The 16,127-nt window shown below is 59.6% G+C and carries 12 protein-coding genes; 8 read left to right on the forward strand and 4 right to left on the reverse strand.

From position 1 onward, the window contains the following. Positions 1-182: 182 nt before the first annotated feature. From xsc to D3P04_RS12335, 3 genes are read right to left on the reverse strand one after another with little or no spacing between them, the layout of a single operon-like run. Positions 183-1,964, reverse strand: a complete 1,782-nt coding sequence (xsc, locus tag D3P04_RS12325; RefSeq protein ID WP_119749308.1) for a sulfoacetaldehyde acetyltransferase — start codon at positions 1,962-1,964, stop codon at positions 183-185. A gap of 10 nt (positions 1,965-1,974) precedes the next feature. After that, positions 1,975-3,630, reverse strand: coding sequence for a GMC family oxidoreductase (locus tag D3P04_RS12330; RefSeq protein WP_119749310.1), 1,656 nt, complete (start codon positions 3,628-3,630; stop codon positions 1,975-1,977). Between the two features lie 59 nt (positions 3,631-3,689). Beyond that, positions 3,690-4,997, reverse strand: coding sequence for an MFS transporter (locus tag D3P04_RS12335; protein ID WP_119749312.1), 1,308 nt, complete (start codon positions 4,995-4,997; stop codon positions 3,690-3,692). Between the two features lie 202 nt (positions 4,998-5,199). Between D3P04_RS12335 and D3P04_RS12340 the strand changes: the two genes are divergently transcribed. The 6 genes from D3P04_RS12340 to D3P04_RS12360 all read left to right on the forward strand — a co-directional run bounded on the left by D3P04_RS12340 (position 5,200) and on the right by D3P04_RS12360 (position 13,126). Further along, positions 5,200-5,967 (forward strand): IclR family transcriptional regulator, encoded by a 768-nt coding sequence (locus D3P04_RS12340; protein WP_119749314.1) that lies wholly within the window; start codon positions 5,200-5,202, stop codon positions 5,965-5,967. 226 nt (positions 5,968-6,193) lie between these two features. After that, on the forward strand, positions 6,194-7,267 hold the full coding sequence (locus D3P04_RS12345) for a hypothetical protein (RefSeq protein WP_119749316.1): 1,074 nt from the start codon (positions 6,194-6,196) through the stop codon (positions 7,265-7,267). Positions 7,268-7,424: 157 nt separating this feature from the next. After that, a complete protein-coding gene (locus D3P04_RS12350) occupies positions 7,425-9,131 on the forward strand; it encodes an HAD-IIIC family phosphatase (RefSeq protein WP_182912827.1) in 1,707 nt (568 codons plus the stop codon). Positions 9,132-9,170: 39 nt separating this feature from the next. After that, positions 9,171-11,291 carry a glycosyltransferase family 2 protein gene (locus D3P04_RS12355; protein WP_119749320.1) on the forward strand — a complete coding sequence of 707 codons (2,121 nt, stop codon included), beginning with the start codon at positions 9,171-9,173 and terminating at the stop codon, positions 11,289-11,291. A 77-nt stretch (positions 11,292-11,368) separates the two neighbouring features. Beyond that, a complete protein-coding gene (locus D3P04_RS23110) occupies positions 11,369-11,551 on the forward strand; it encodes a hypothetical protein (protein ID WP_147391927.1) in 183 nt (60 codons plus the stop codon). A gap of 225 nt (positions 11,552-11,776) precedes the next feature. Further along, on the forward strand, positions 11,777-13,126 hold the full coding sequence (locus tag D3P04_RS12360) for an MFS transporter (protein ID WP_119749322.1): 1,350 nt from the start codon (positions 11,777-11,779) through the stop codon (positions 13,124-13,126). A gap of 90 nt (positions 13,127-13,216) precedes the next feature. On the opposite strand, the gene D3P04_RS12365 is transcribed toward D3P04_RS12360, so the two are convergent. Next, complete coding sequence (locus D3P04_RS12365) at positions 13,217-14,080, reverse strand: TrmB family transcriptional regulator (protein WP_182912828.1); 864 nt, start codon at positions 14,078-14,080, stop codon at positions 13,217-13,219. A gap of 403 nt (positions 14,081-14,483) precedes the next feature. On the opposite strand from D3P04_RS12365, the gene D3P04_RS12370 reads away from it, so the two are divergent. Both D3P04_RS12370 and D3P04_RS12375 read left to right on the forward strand, forming a co-directional pair. Continuing rightward, positions 14,484-14,705, forward strand: a complete 222-nt coding sequence (locus D3P04_RS12370) for an acetyl-CoA carboxylase biotin carboxyl carrier protein subunit (RefSeq protein ID WP_119749326.1) — start codon at positions 14,484-14,486, stop codon at positions 14,703-14,705. A gap of 5 nt (positions 14,706-14,710) precedes the next feature. Then, positions 14,711-16,069 carry an acetyl-CoA carboxylase biotin carboxylase subunit gene (locus tag D3P04_RS12375; protein ID WP_119749328.1) on the forward strand — a complete coding sequence of 453 codons (1,359 nt, stop codon included), beginning with the start codon at positions 14,711-14,713 and terminating at the stop codon, positions 16,067-16,069. The last annotated feature ends 58 nt before the right edge of the window (positions 16,070-16,127 follow it).

Here is a 16,127-nt window from a genome sequence, read left to right on the forward strand (position 1 = left end):
GCCGTCACCGCCACCGGAACCAGAGCGGCAAATCCGGGACAGACGACCCCCGGCACATGCCGCGAAAGAAGCGGGCCGCGAGGGGAGCGGGGCCGTTCTCCTCATGATCGCCAGCCCGCGGAAAGAGAGCCAGCGGACATCCCGCCGGCGCCGCTCATGCGGGGAGCGTCATGCGGGGGGGCTCATGCAGCGCCCTGCTGCGGGCGCATATCGGCGGGATCGATCCCCGCCACAACCACCGGCTTCTTCATCGCGTCGCGGCGGAAAGGCTCGCCCAGCTCCTGGTTCAGCAGCACCTCGATAAAGGTGGTCTCCCGCGCCGCCATCTGCCGTTCGACCGCCTCATGCAGCGCCGAAGTCAGCTCTTCCTGCGAGCTCACCTGCACGCCCCGCGCCCCGCAGGCCTGCGCGATCCCGGCATAAGAGGTGCCGCGGTCCAGTTCCGTGCCGACGAAATTGTTGTCGTACCACAGCGTCGTGTTCCGCTTCTCCGCGCCCCATTGATAATTGCGGAAGATCACCATGGTGATCGCCGGCCAGTCGTCGCGCCCGCAGGCGGTCATCTCGTTCATCGAGATCCCGAAAGCGCCATCCCCCGCGAAGCCGATCACCGGCGTGCCGGGATTGCCAAGCTTGGCGCCCAGGATCGCCGGGAAGCCATAGCCGCAGGGGCCGAACAGGCCGGGAGCCAGATATTTGCGCCCCGCCCCGAAGCTGGGATAGGCGTTGCCGATGGCGCAGTTATTGCCGATATCGCTGCTGATGATCGCGTCTTTCGGCACCGCCTGCATGATCGCCCGCCAGGCCTGACGGGGCGACATCAGCCCGGCATCGCGGATGCGCGCGCCGGCATTCCATTCGGTGCCCGGATCGTCATCCTCGTGATCCAGGCTCGACAGTTCCTGCGCCCAGCGCGATTTGGTCTGCGCCACCAGATCGCGCCGCTCCTGGCGCCCCTGATCGCCGGCGCTCTCCGAAAGCTGCGCCAGAACGCTCCGCGCCACCTTGCCCGCATCGCCCTGGATACCCACCGTCACCTTCTTGGTCAGCCCGATCCGGTCGGCATTGATATCGACCTGGATAATCTTCGCCTCCTTCGGCCAGTAGTCGATCCCATAGCCCGGCAGGGTCGAGAACGGATTGAACCGCGTGCCCAGCGCCAGCACCACATCGGCCTGGGCGATGATCTCCATCGCCGGCTTCGAGCCGTCATAGCCCAGAGGGCCCATGGCCAGCGGATGCGCGCCGGGGAAGCTGTCATTATGCTGATAATTGCTGCAGACCGGCGCATCCAGACGCTCGGCCAGCCCGACCAGATCGGGGATCGCCCCCGACAGCACCACGCCCGCCCCCGACAGGATCACCGGGAAATCGGCCTCCGACAGCAGCCTTGCCGCCTCGGCCACCGCCTGCTCGCCGCCCGAGGGCCGCTCAAACGCCACCACCTGCGGCAGATCCACATCGATCACCTGCGTCCACATATCCCGCGGGATATTGATCTGCGCCGGCGCCGAGTTGCGCCAGGCCTGCATGATCACCCGGTTCAGCACCTCGGGAATGCGCGAAGGGTCGCGCACCTCTTCCTGATAGCAGACGCAATCCGCGAAAAGCCGCATCTGCTCCATCTCCTGGAACCCGCCCTGACCGATCGTCCTGTTCGCCGCCTGCGGCGTCACCAGCAAAAGCGGCGTATGGTTCCAATAGGCCGTCTTGACCGGCGTCACGAAACCCGTCACCCCCGGCCCGTTCTGCGCGATCGCCATCGACATCTTTCCCGTCGAGCGCGTGAAACCATCCGCCATCAGACCCGCATTCGTCTCATGCGCGCAGTCCCAGAAACGGATCCCCGCACGCGGAAAAAGATCGCTCACAGGCATCATCGCAGAACCGATGATCCCGAACGCATGCTCGATACCGTGAAGCTGCAATACCTTAACAAAAGACTCCTCAGTCGTCATTCGCATCCTGAATCTCCTATGCTACATTGTGAATCGGATCGCGCGGCTCATCCGCCATTCGCGTGACCGGGCGGTCTTCCAGAACCATCGACGCCAGTTTCGCGCCGATCATCATGGCCGGAGCATTCGTGTTGCCGGAAACGATCTGCGGCATGATCGAACAATCGGCGACACGAAGACCGCGCACCCCACGCACCCGCAATCGCGGATCGACGACCGCTTTTCCGTCGGTGCCCATCCGGCATGTGCCCGTGGGGTGATAGATGGTGGTCGAATTCAGCCGCGCCCAGGCCAAAAGCTGATCATCGCCGTCCAGATCCGCCGCTGGCCTGAACTCTTCCGAGATCGCCGATTTCAGCGGCTCGGTTCTGGCGAGGGCGCGGGCAATCCTGATGCCGGCGACGATGGTATTGCGGTCCGTTTCGGTCGCAAGATAATTCGGATTGATCACCGGCGCGTCCCTTGCATCCGCCGAGCGCAATGCGACGGACCCGCGACTTTCCGGGCGAAGCTGACAGACCGACTGGGTGAATGCCGAAAAGGGATGTACGCCTTCGCCCGGACTGTCCGCCGACCATGGCTGAATATGGAACTGGATATCCGGCGTCGCCAGTTCGGGGCGGGTTTTCATGAAGCCGAAGACCAGACTGGCCGCCATGGTCATGGGGCCGGTGCGGAACATGGCATATTCGGCAGCGATCTTCATCTTGTTGAAGCTGCTGCGGACCTCGTCATTCAGGGTCGCCTCATGGCATTTGAATACCAATCGCGCCTGAAGATGATCCTGCAAATTCAGGCCGACTTCCGGAGAGGCGGCAACCGTCCCGATACCATGCGAGGCAAGATGTTCCGGATCGCCGATACCGGACAGCATGAGGATCTGGGGCGAGCCGATCGCCCCCGCGCAAAGAATGACCTCGTGACGCGCGGTAATCACCTGCCTGCTACCATCGGGACGGGCGATTTCCACCCCTGTCGCCACACCGTCGCGGACCACCACGCGAAGAACCTGCGCCCGGGTTGCGACCGACAGATTGGCGCGGTCGCGAACAGGCTTCAGAAATGCGGTGGCCGCCGAGCAGCGTTTGCCCTTGTTCACCGTCAGCTGGAAATGTCCGACGCCCTCCTGAACGGGACCGTTGTAATCCGGGTTGTATTCGATGCCGTTCGCATTCGCCGCCCTGATCCATCTTTCGCAGATTTCCCGACGCAGGCGCGGGTCGGATACCTGTAGCGGACCGCTCGTGCCCCGGCCCTCGGCCCCGCCACGCTGAAAGGTTTCGAGTTCCTCGAAGATCGGGGCGACATCCGTCCAGGACCAGCCGCGATTGCCAAGCTGCGCCCAGTGATCGTAATCCTCGCGCTGGCCGCGGACGTAAAGCAATCCGTTCAGCGAAGACGAGCCGCCAAGAACCTTGCCGCGCGGCCAGGGCAGGGAACGGCCACCCAAAGCGGCATCGGGCTCTGTGCGGTAACACCAGTCGAAGGCGGGATTATCCATGGTCCGGAAATATCCGACGGGAATGTGGATCCACGGGCTGGAATCGCGGCCTCCCGCTTCGATCAGCGTCACAGTGATCGACGGATCCTCGCTAAGGCGATTGGCGACCACGCAGCCGGCCGATCCCGCGCCAACCACCACGTAATCCGCACTGTCCGGTGCCTGACTCATCTTATACTCCTTCCAAGGCGGCTGTTGGGTGCAAGGACCCGCAAAGGTCCCTGCCGTTTTCAGATCTGGGGGCGTCGTCCGATCAGGATGGCACTGATCATCGATACGATGCCGGCGAAGACGACATAGCAGCACAGCCAGAAGGGATCGTTGTCGTTCACAGCCATCAGACCCGTTGCGATCATCGGCGTGATGCCTGACGCGAATATTCCCGAGAACTGGTAAACGAATGAGACGCCGGTATAGCGGACCGTGGGATCGAAAAGATCCGCGAACAGCGCCGCCTCGGGGCCGTAGCACATCGGATAGACGATACCGAACGGCAGCACGATCCCAAGGATGACAAGGAAGGGATCGCCGCTGGACATCAATGCGAATGCGGGAAACACGCTGAGGACCAGAAGAAACGAGCCGATCGCATAGATGCGCGGGCGACCGATCCGGTCGGACAGCCGGCCAAAGAAGGGAATGCAGAAAATCATCACGACTGCGGCACCGCAGACAGTCCACAAGGCAAAGGACCGCTCCATCCCGACGTAACGCGTCAGGTAGACGATCGAGAAGACCGCGAAGATGTTGAAGAACACGCCATCGATATACCGGGCGCCCATGCCCAGCAGCACATTGGCCGGATAGCGCTTCAGCATCGTGACGATGGGCAGGCCCTGATCACGCCCACGGGATTCGGCCTTTGCCTTTTCGAATTCGGGGCTTTCGTTGATCGTGGCGCGGATCCATGTGCCAAGGAAAACAAGAATGATCGAGGCCACGAAAGCAGAGCGCCAGCCCCAGGCCATGAAAGCGTCATCTGGCAAAAGGGTCAGCAGCGCCATGACGCCCGCTGCCATGAACAGGCCCAGCGACAGCCCGATCTGGGGGATGGACGCATAAAAGCCCCGCTTTCCCTGCGGCGCGTATTCATAGGCCATCAGGACCGCGCCGCCCCATTCTCCGCCGATTCCGATACCCTGTGCGACACGCAGGATCAGCAACAATATCGGCGCCAGGATGCCGATGCTCTCATAGGTCGGCAAAAGCCCGATCATGACCGTGGCGCCGCCCATCAGCAGCAGGGAAATCACCAGCATGGTCTTCCGGCCAATCCGGTCTCCGTAATGACCGAAGATCAGGCCCCCCAACGGACGGGCGACGAAACCCACCGCGAAAGTCGCATATGCCAGAAGAATTGAAATCGTCGCGTCGTCGGAAGGAAAGAAAAGTTCGTTAAAGACGATTCCGGCAACCACGCCGTAGAGAAAAAAATCATACCACTCGATCGTGGACCCGATGAGACTTGCCAATGCGACCTTTCGCACATCGTTAGTAACTACCCCTTTGGAATAGCCGGTCAAAGCTGCGTCCGACATTACGCCCTCCCATGCGTTGTGACGGTTGTCATTGACATCTTCATGCCTGCACCGCCGCCTCCTCGCGACGATCTGGACCGGATTTGACATTGGCGGATATGCAGAGTCAACGCAAAAATGAGACTATCAGTCTCATTTTTTGGACAAGTAGACGATCATGCAAAGAGCGATTAGGTTGTCGCTGCGCAAAAAGGAAGTTCGAATGCCGGTCTCTGCAACACCCGAAAAACCCGCGACAAGTCTAAGAAATCTGCTTATTCTTGAGGCGCTTGCGTTAAGTTCAAGACCGATGACGGTTATGGAGCTGAACGCGTCTTTGAACTTGCCCAAGCCGACGATCCACCGACTTGTCGCAACGCTGGAGGAAGAAGGCTTTCTCATCCGGCATATCGACAGGCGCAGCTACCTTCCCGGCGCGAAACTGCGGCAAATGATGCTGGGAGTCATGCGGCTGGGTCAGCACAATCTGGCACAGCGTGAAATCCTGATCAGGCTGAACGAGCGCATCCGTGAGACCTGCAACCTTTCCATCCCCGACACCGATGCGATGATTTATGTCGATCGTGTCGAAACCCAATGGCCGCTGAGAATCCAGCTGCATGTCGGCTCGCGCGTGCCGCTGCATGCGACCTCGGCCGGCAAGGTTTTCCTTGCCCATATGGCGCCCGAACTTCTCGACCGCTTTCTGGCGACCGCTCAATTGCAGGCCTACACGGCCAACTCCATCACCGATCCGGCCCAGCTTCGACAACAGCTGGATCGCATTCGCGATCAGGGTTACTCAACCGATAACGAAGAATTTGTTCAGGGAATGATCGCGATTGCCGTTCCGGTTCCCGGTCAGGACGGAGATCTAGCGGCGACCGTGTCGTTTCACGCCCCTCACCAGAGACTGACGCTGGAACAGGGGCTGACGCATCTTGATGACCTGCGAAAGGCGGCGGATGCCCTGACGCAGGTGATCGGTTAGGTCCATCCCGGTGGCAAGCTTCGCGCCATGTGCAAACGCCCCGCCATCGGCAGCGGGGCCGAGGCCCGCGCCCGGCAATGCCGCTGAAGAAGGGCGTGACGGCAAGACATCGGAATCGCGGCTTGCAACGGCAGAGGCAAACCGGATAAAATAGCACGGAAGCACGCCCGGGTTTTCATTTTTTTAACGATTAGCGTTCATGTTTCGATGGCGGAGCAAAGAGTATATGATCAATCCAAGCAGCCACGATATTGAGCCTGAAGCGGATCGCGCCGAACCCGCGCCCCGATGGCTGATCAATTTCCGACGATCGGGTCATCGCAGCGGCAGCTATATCTCCGGCGACGGTTTCGGCGCTGTGTTCACCGACCGGGGCGACAATGTGCTTATGGTCAGCTTCGACAATGTCTCTTCCGCCGCCGAAGATGCGTTGGATCGTCTGCCCTGGGGCTATGATTTTGTTGCCAAGAATGGATGGTCGCAACTGGGGGTAATGACCTTCGGGGCCGACTGGTACCGAAATCCGGGGGTTCTGGATCATCTGGAAAATCTGCGGGATCAGGGGTTTTTCCGGCGGTTCGGAAAGGTCGTCATGACCGGCACCTCGATGGGGGGATATGCGGCATGCGCCTTTGCCTCGCTGGCACCCGGCTGCACGGTGATCGCCTTTTCGCCGCAATCGACGCTGAAACCCGAACTGGTGCCGTGGGAAACCCGGTTTCCCGCAGGCCGCCGCGCGGATTGGAGCGGGGCTTTCGCCGACGGGGCCGCTGAATCCGCCGCCGCGGGACAGGTTTTTCTGGTCTACGATCCGGGCTTCCAGCTTGATCAACGCCATATAGACCGCTTTACCGCGCCGAATGTCGTTCACCTGAAGGCGCGCTATGCAGGGCATAAATCCGCGTTGTTCCTGCGCCGGGCCGGGCTTTTGTCGACGGTCGTGCGGCAGATTGTTGCGGGAAGGATGTCGCCACAGGAATTCGCCCGGATCTATCGCGCCGGCCGCACCGTGCCATGGTATCTATATGCGATGAAAGCCAGGATCGGCGAGGGAAGGCATGCGCATCTTCTGCCGCGTTTCGCAAAGGCCGTCAGCAGCCTTGGAAACGAGAAAATCGCCCGCTCGGCGCTGGCAATGGCAAAAGAGCGAAGCGGTCCGCCCCCGGGAAACGCGCGGCTCAGACCGACCTCGCATGAGATGATCCTTGCCGCGTCGGCAAGGATGACCGTGGATTCCGAAGAGTTGCCCTGGCAAAATGTCCAGAAACACCGACAGAAGAATCTTATGAACTGGAAGTGACGACAAGGCGCAGGCTCCCGGGTCGCGGCGATTGTCCGGCAGGGCAAGGGGCCGGCGGTTGTCCTTCGCGATTATTTTAACGTTATATGATAACGGCGCTGGAGCTTGTGAATGGTTGGCGGTAATGGGGCTCTGTTTATGAGTTCAGGAGATGTATATGAGTGATCCACGCTTCGCGATTATTGACAAAGACGTCAAGGTCGTCATCTGGGATCTGGATGAGACCTTCTGGAACGGCACATTATCCGAAGGTGATATCACACCGGTCCAAGCGCATATCGATCTGGTACATACGCTTGTCGATCGCGGGATCATGTGCTCGATCTGTTCCAAGAACGATTTCGAGCAGGCGAAAGCCGAACTGGTCAGGCTGGGCGTCTGGGATAAATTCGTATTTCCGCATATCGAATGGAGCCCGAAAGGTCAGGCCGTCAGGTCGATCCTGGAACGGATGCAGCTTCGCGATGAAAATGCGCTGTTTCTGGACGACAATCACCTGAACCTTGAAGAGGTCAAATATTTCTCGCCCCGCATCGCCTGCCTGGATGCCACCGGCTCGACAGATGGGTCGCAGTCCGATCTTTCCGGGCTGGCCGGGTTGCCTCAGCTGCGGGGCAAGGATGACCGCGATCACGCGCGTTTGCAGCAATACCGTGTTCTAGAAACCAAGGAACAGGCGCAGATTTCCGGCAACCTGTCGAATGAGGAGTTTCTGCGGCAATCCGATATCCAGATCAAGATCATCGCGGATTTCGAAGATCGGATGGATCGGGTCTATGAGCTGATCAATCGCACGAACCAGCTGAACTTTACCAAGCAGCGGGTGACGACCGATGAGCAGAAGGCCGAATTGCAGGAGCTTCTGCGCATTCCCGGCGTTCATGCCGGGCTGATCCATGTCAGGGACAAATACGGCGATTACGGGCTGGTCGGATTTTTCTGCCTGCGCCGCAGGTTCAACGGCACGGTCGTGCATCATTTCGCCTTTTCCTGCCGCACCCTGAATATGGGGGTCGAGCAATGGGTCTGGAATCATCTGGAACGGCCCGAATTCGAGATCGCGAAGCCTGTGGCCAATTCGCTGGATATCCCCGCGGAAGTGGGATGGATCCGGCAGGTCGACGAATTCGGCGATGCGGCGGCGAATGCCGGGGGGCAGCTTTGCCTTGTCGGCGGATGCGACCTGCAACAGGTATCCTTCTATTGCGGCAGCGAACGGGATGAATTCGTCAACAAGCCGGATGATGACGGCCTTATCGTCCGCTATGACGATGCCGGGTTCTTCCTGAACCCTCGTGAACAGCGGATTGCAAATCACTGGGCTCTGAACCATGTGGCGGGGCATAATCTTGCCGAGATGGAGGCTTTGGACAAAAGCCTGAAGGCATCGGATGTGATCATTCTGTCGATGTTTTTCGCTTTCCTGACGAAGAATCTTTTCACCTATGGCTTTCCCGACGAGACGGACCGCTACCTGCTGACGATCCCGCCGAAACGCCTGTTTGGTCTTGTCCGGCAGCCGAAGACCGCCATTCAGATGTTGAACCATTTACATCATCTGGATCTGGATGAGGCGCAGCGGCTGAACCTTGTGCGGCGGAGTTTCGAGAAAACCATCGGCCTGATGCGGCCTGATGCAAAACTGTTCATCCTGGGCGCAGCCGAACAGATCGGTGAGCAGGCCGCCCGGACGTCCGGGGCGCGGGCCGTCTATAACACCATGTGCCGGGAATTCTGCGAGGCTCATCCTGGGGCCATTTTCATAGATGTGGAAAAACTGGTCCCGGCCGAGGAATTCGTGGATAGCGACCATTATACCCGTAAAGGGTATTTCAAAATTGCGAATTTCATCAATATGGCCTGACCGCACGGTTTTCAGTTACTCTTGTTGCATTGTAGAAAAATGAACAATCTTATCGACCATTCAAAGCAGACCGGGCAGCCCGATGTCAGCCTGCATATGCTGATGAACGATTCCGGACCGACGCTGGTTGAATGGGTTCTGCATCATCGCCGCATCGGGTTTGATCGAATTACCGTATATGGCGACAGCGCGAACGAACAGGCGGATGCGCTGGGCCGCGCGCTGGAGAATGCGGGACTGATAAGCTATCGCCCAAGCGCACATCCGGGTCTGGCTGCGGCGAATACGCGGCAGCGCGCGACGACAGAGGCCATTCTGCAGGAAGGCCGAAAGGATGCCGAATACCTGTTGTGGCTGATGCCCGAAGATTTCGTGCATATCGAGACCGGCGACGGCATGCTGGGGGATTTGTTCGCGGCGCTGCCGCAGGCCCCCGATGTGCTGAGCCTGACCTGCCAGATTGTCGGCAGCTCGGGGCAGCGGCGTCATTCAGGGGAATTGCTGTGCCAACGGTTCGGACGGGGAACGAGCGACGGGCGGCGCGGGCCATTGCTGGCAACGATAATGCGATCGCTTTTCCGCCCCTCGGTCGCCCGCAGGTTACAATCCGGGCGACCGATTCTGAAACCGAAATTCGCGAAGCGGAAAGAGCCTCTGATCTGGCTGAACGGCGCCGGCGACGATACCGAGGGCCGTTTTCTCGAGGGTGGCTGGCTTGCTCCGCGGGAGGCGCCGGGCTTTGGTCTTGGGCGAGTGGTTTCCTATGTGTCGCAGGACCCGGAAACCTGGCTGCTGCGGCATGTGGGCGCGGGTCCAGATTTGCCGTTCATAACACCGGATATGCTGAAAGCCACGATAACCCAGTTCTTCCGGTGGAATTTCAACTTTATCGATATCATCCTGCCGCAGGACAGCTGTCAGAAGCTGGACAAGCTGCGACAGGATCTGTTTCAGGAATTCCCGGATATCCTGCACGCGCATCAGGCCGTGATCGCCGAATTCGGATCACGGCTGGACCGGTTGCTGGCCGGTCAGGATCCGCAGGCGCGTCAGGCCATCGCGCTGTTTCTGGAGGGCAAGCATCCTCCAGCATCGATGTTCCAGTGGCATGTTCCCGTCGGGGTGGCGACGACGCGGCCGTTTCAGGATGAAAGCAATATGCATTGGGCGTCCGAACTGACGGCGCGCGAGGCAGAACCTGACAATGAAGAAGAGACCTGGGCCGGAACGGAACAGGATGACCAATCCGAAGAAGATGGCGCGGACAGGGCCGCAGATACCGAGGGGAAAAACCTGCCGCGCCAAAGCCTTGCGCCCGGCTGGCTGGGGGATTTCCGGCTATCGGGACAGGCGCATGGATTCTATCATTCGATGCCGAATTATGCATGCGTACATGCCGCGCGCAGCCACGAGCATCTGCTGGTTTCCTTCGACAATCTGTCCTCGGCCCGTGAAAATCCCGTGGCGCGTGATCCCTGGGGCTATGATTTCGTCCGCAAGGCGGGCTGGTCGCATCTGGGAGTAATGACCTTCATTCCCGCCTGGTATCGCAATGACGGGTTGCATCGTTATCTGCTGTCGCTCAAGGAAAGCGGCTTTTTCCGGCAGTTCCAGTCTGTAACCATGTTCGGAACCTCGATGGGCGGATATGGGGCTGCGGCTTTTTCATCCCTGGCGCCGGGCTGTAAAGTGGCGGCGTTTTCACCTCAGTCCAGCCTTTCAAGCCGGATTGCCGGCTGGGATGGCCGCTATCTTTCCGGGCGGATGGCGGATTGGGATGGCGCGTTTCACGATGCCGCCAGGGAATCGGCCTCGGCGGCGCAAGTCTGGTTGTTCTACGATCCGAAAGTGGAACTGGACCGGCGCCATTGCGAACGGTTCAGTCCCGCGAATTCCTGTCACATTCCGTTGCGCCATGCCGATCACAAGACCGCCCTGATGCTGCGCAACGGCAAGGTGCTTAGCAAAACCATGCGCAGCATCGTGACGGGGGAGGCCACGCGCAGCAGCCTGCTGAAACTGTATCGCAACTGCCGCCTGACACCGGATTATCTGGAGGTTCTGCGAGAGCGGGCGCTTGTCAGCGGCGGCAAGAAGCGCCTTGATCGGCTGGAACGCGCTATCCCAACGGTCAATTCAGGGCTTGATCGCCCGCTATGACCGGTTCATTCCAGCCGCCGGGCCGGGATCGTGGCAGGCGACGAAGACCGGTATGTCCCTTATCCGGGTAAGCGCGGGTGTCGTGGTCAGGTCATCGAAGAATACCGGCGCGAAGCGACAGCCTGCGCCGTCGTCACCTGCCGGAATTTCTTCCCCGCACGCCGCTGACGCAAACCGCGCTGGACAACATCATGGCCGAGCCGGACCGCAACCGGATCGCTTCAGGCCTGATCCCGGAAGAGCGGCTTTCCCGGATGTGAAAATCATACAAGACACAGGCCGTCAGGATCGGCGGATTCCGGTTCCGCATCGCAGGTAGTTCAGTACCCCGCAGGCATGACCGCGATAAAATTTTCTGTCGTCCGAAGGCAGAATTCTATAATATTCATCTTTACAGCCGCAGTCGAACGTGGATAGTTAATCCTCGGGGTGACAAATATTCAAATGTAGAATCCAATTTAACTAGTTGTTTTTTAGGGGGTATCATGGACAATCCAGCACTGGCTTCAGAGGAGGCCTCTCCTGCGTTGCTGCGGCGTGCAATTGCGGCATCGGCAATCGGAAATGCGACAGAATGGTTTGATTACGGGGTCTACGCATATGGCGTGACCTATATTTCGGCCGCATTGTTTCCCGGCAGCACTGCAGAGGCGACGCTGTTTGCGCTTGCGACATTTGCGATTTCGTTTCTGGTTCGCCCGCTGGGTGGATTGTTCTGGGGCCCCCTGGGCGACCGGCTGGGGCGCAAGACTGTTCTGGCCTGGACGATCATCATCATGTCGGTGGCGACATTGGGCATCGGCCTTTTGCCCACATATGACAGCATCGGCTGGGCCGCGCCGGTGCTGCTGATCATCCTGCGCATGGTGCAGGGATTTTCCAGCGGTGGCGAATATGGCGGGGCGGCAACCTTCATGGCCGAGTATTCCCCCGACGACAAGCGCGGCTATTACGGCAGTTTCCTTGAATTCGGGACGCTGGCCGGCTTTTCGCTGGGCGCCTTCCTGATGCTGGGCTGCTCGCTTGTTCTTGGGGATGAAACGATGGGTGAATGGGGATGGCGTCTGCCCTTCCTAATCGCGGCGCCGCTTGGCCTGTCGGGGCTGTATCTGCGGTCGAAAATGGAGGACACGCCGGTATTCCGCGAATTGGCTGAGGCCGCTGAGCAGGAAGAGAACGAAACCGTGCCGCTGCGGGAATTGCTGAGTGGATACTGGAAACCGCTGCTGCTGCTGAGCGGGCTTGTGGTGACCTTGAACGTCGTCAATTATGTCCTGCTGGCCTATATGCCCACATTCATGAGCACGACGCTGAAGATGGGAAATAACGCCTCTTTGCTGGTGCCGTTGCTGGCCATGCTGACGATGATGGTGCTGCTTCCCTTTGCGGGCGCCCTTTCGGATCGTTACGGGCGCAAGGCGCTGTGGTGGTTTTCCATCGTCGGGCTGTTCATCGCCGCCGTACCGATGTTCCAGCTGATGGAGCGGGGGCCGGTCAGTGCCCTTGTCGGCCTTGCGGTGCTGGGTCTGCTTTATGTTCCGCAACTGGCCACCATTTCGGCCACTTTCCCGGCGATGTTCCCCACCCATGTGCGATATGCGGGGCTGGCGATTGCTTATAACGTGTCGACTTCGCTTTTCGGAGGAACCGCGCCGCTGATCAATGACTGGCTGGTTGCGAAAACCGGAAGTCATCTGATACCGGCTTATTACATGATGGGCGCTTGCGTGGTCGGGGCGGTCGCCTTGCTGTTCGTGACCGAAACCGCCGGTGCGTCGCTGCGGGGACGTGGGTTCCCCGGGCTGCGCCCACGCCACAAGCCGGCCCGATCATGATTTCAGCAACTGCATCGGCCATCACCGGTTTCCGGTCTGATGGCCGGTGTCTGGCGCGGAAATCAAGGTCATCGCCGAATTCGTGCCGCCTCAGTCGCGGATACCGGTCTTCAGCCGGAATGAATCCGCCTGCGCCGGTGTAAAGCAGGCCAGCCGCAAATCGCGTAAATAGGGGCCGAAAGCGTCGTCGATCTGGGGGCCGAAACGCTGAAAAATCTCGGCCATGTAGAAATCATGTCGCACAAGGGATTCGGCCATGGTGACGATTGGTTCATTGCGGGTATGGACAGCCACCACGACCTCGAGGATCTGAGCCGTTACCATCTCTACATGGTCGGCCGCGATGGTGAACAGGTTATCGGTCTTGCCCATTCGGACCCCGTTGCCCTCGTGGCTGTAGACCTTGCAGTTGGGGCCGAAGCGAAATTCGCTTACATCGCTGGCGAAAAGGACCATCAGCATCTCGACTCCGCGCTCGGCGGCGGCGCGCAGGCTGTCGGTATGGCGGCGGAGGATCTCATCGCTGGCCTTGATCATCAACGACTCCTGACTGCCATCGATCAGGGAGGCGATCTTGTCATGCACATTGGTCACGCCGCGTAATGTCCAGACATACTGGTCATCTATCGGCCGCGCGACATCCTTCAGCCGCGAAGTGATTGCGGTACAAAGTGTACTGGTTCGTCGCGCGACCGACTCGAGGAATTGCTCGGGCGGTGCCGCGACATAGCGGGCGGGGGATTCGCTGACCGGCAGCACCGCGCCGCGCTGCACGAGGCTTTCCAGCGCGTTATAGGTGTTCGGTCGCGGCAGATTTGCGGCTTTGGCGATCTCATAGGCCGTTGCCGGGCTTGCGCAGAGCAGCTGGAAATAAACCCGGGCTTCATATTCCGTTAGCCCAAGCTTGCGCAGATCGGAAATTACATCCGCAGGGGCGTTGCTTGCTTCTGACACTCGTGCCGTCATGGTTCACCTTGCATTTCATTCTATCCGTCCATTAGCCGGGGCATTCCGTCTCTGCCAGTCAGGACCGGTTCTGACGACAGTGCAATTGCGGTATTCCCCGTACTGCTGATTGCAGCTTATGCGCGGGCCGCGCCATGTCCCGGACTTGATAGGAGTAGCAAACGGAACAACTAATGGCGACCCTCGAAATCCTGATTCTCTTCCTCTCGCTTATCCTCAGGGCATGTGATGCTAGGCGGATATTCCACGCAGCGGCCGGATTGACGAAGGACCGGCCTTGCGTCACCTGAGTTGATTCCCAAAAGTAGTTGTTATTGCAACTACGCATACCTCATGCTATCTCTCTTTTCAAGAAAGGCGATCTTGTGCCGGAGCGAAGGAGGAGACCGAGGTGACAATCATCGACATCAAGACCGAGATCACAGGGAATATCTGGAAGATCGAGGCAAAGCCGGGTGACAGGATCGACGAGGGCGAGGCGATCATGATTCTTGAATCCATGAAGATGGAGATACCCGTATCCGCGCCCGAGCCGGGTGTGCTACACGAAATCCTGTTCGAAGAGGGCGCCACAGTGACCGAAGGCACGGTCGTCGCCCGTCTCGAGGCCTGATCGCGATGCGAAGGCTGCTTATCGCCAACCGTGGCGAGATTGCGCGCCGGGTGATCCGCTCTGCCCGTAAACTCGGTATCGAAACCGTTGCGATCTATTCAGAGGCGGATGCCACGCTTGCTCATGTGGAAGAGGCAGATATTGCCGTGGCTATCGGCCCCTCACCCGCACGTGAAAGCTATCTCGACATGGGAAAAGTGCTGGCAGCCGCAAGGCAGACCGGTGCCGATGCGATACATCCAGGCTATGGGTTCTTGTCCGAAAGCGCCGAATTCGCGGGCCGTGTCGTGGCGGAAGGGTTTACCTGGGTTGGCCCTGCGCCCGAAACGATCCGCGCCATGGGCGACAAGGCGCAAGCACGCGCCTTGGCCGCTGCGGCCGGTGTGCCGGTGGTTCCGGGTTCGGGTGTGATCGGCCCTGACAGCGATCTGGCTGACGAAGCCGCGCAGGTGGGCTATCCGCTGCTTGTCAAGGCTGCGGCCGGCGGAGGCGGGATCGGTATGCGTCAGATTGACGGCCCGGATCAGCTCGACCGGGTTGTCACCGCCACGCAATCCATGGCCGGCAGAGCTTTTGGCAACAGCAGCGTATTCCTGGAGCGCTACGTGCCCAAGGCCCGCCATGTCGAAATTCAGGTTTTCGGTATCGGGGCGGCGGGTGCGATTCACCTTTATGAACGTGACTGTTCGCTGCAACGGCGATTTCAGAAAGTGATCGAGGAAAGCCCTGCCCCTCTGCTTCCGCCTGAAACTCTTGAACGGATGACCGCGGCTGCGGTTGCGCTTTGCCGCCACACCACCTATCGCGGTGCGGGCACCGTGGAATTCATCGTCGATGTCGAGAGCTTCGAGTTCTTTTTCCTCGAGATGAACACGCGCATCCAGGTAGAGCATCCGGTGACGGAGATGGTCACCCGTCTTGATCTTGTCGAGATGCAGTTGCGTTTTGCCCGTGGAGATCTTGGACCGATGGCGCAGACCGAAATCGCGCCAAGCGGCCATTCCATCGAATGCCGCCTTTATGCCGAGATGCCGGAAAAGAATTTCCTGCCTTCGCCGGGACCCCTTACCCGCTTCCAGCTTCCGGCCGAGACAGAGGGTTTGCGGATCGACAGCGCCTATCGCGAGGGTGATGTTGTGACGCCCTATTATGATCCGATGCTGGCGAAGGTGATTGCGCATGGACGGGATCGCGCAGATGCCTGCGACCGGGCTGTCACGGCACTGCAGGGGATCGCGATCGAAGGGTTGCGGAGCAATCGGGACTTTCTGATCGCCTGTCTGTCAAGCCCGGGATTCCGCCGTGGCGACATTTACACCGGTTTCATAGACGACCAGCGCGTCACGCTACTTGAACCCGCATAGGCTGAGGATAAATAAACCGGAATCCTGCCGCGAGGTCTGTCACCCTGGAGATGCCATA

The sequence above is a fragment of the Paracoccus onubensis genome, assembly GCF_003591515.1.
Lineage (GTDB): Bacteria > Pseudomonadota > Alphaproteobacteria > Rhodobacterales > Rhodobacteraceae > Paracoccus > Paracoccus onubensis.

Bases quoted from the DNA above. Each gene is read 5' to 3' on its own strand.
- D3P04_RS12375 (WP_119749328.1), top strand. From the start codon at position 14,711: ATGCGAAGGCTGCTTATCGCCAACCGTGGCGAGATTGCGCGCCGGGTG.
- D3P04_RS12340 (WP_119749314.1), top strand. From the start codon at position 5,200: ATGCCGGTCTCTGCAACACCCGAAAAACCCGCGACAAGTCTAAGAAAT.
- xsc (WP_119749308.1), bottom strand. From the start codon at position 1,964: ATGCGAATGACGACTGAGGAGTCTTTTGTTAAGGTATTGCAGCTTCAC.
- D3P04_RS12330 (WP_119749310.1), bottom strand. From the start codon at position 3,630: ATGAGTCAGGCACCGGACAGTGCGGATTACGTGGTGGTTGGCGCGGGA.
- D3P04_RS12360 (WP_119749322.1), top strand. From the start codon at position 11,777: ATGGACAATCCAGCACTGGCTTCAGAGGAGGCCTCTCCTGCGTTGCTG.
- D3P04_RS12345 (WP_119749316.1), top strand. From the start codon at position 6,194: ATGATCAATCCAAGCAGCCACGATATTGAGCCTGAAGCGGATCGCGCC.
- D3P04_RS12350 (WP_182912827.1), top strand. From the start codon at position 7,425: ATGAGTGATCCACGCTTCGCGATTATTGACAAAGACGTCAAGGTCGTC.
- D3P04_RS12355 (WP_119749320.1), top strand. From the start codon at position 9,171: ATGAACAATCTTATCGACCATTCAAAGCAGACCGGGCAGCCCGATGTC.
- D3P04_RS12335 (WP_119749312.1), bottom strand. From the start codon at position 4,997: ATGTCGGACGCAGCTTTGACCGGCTATTCCAAAGGGGTAGTTACTAAC.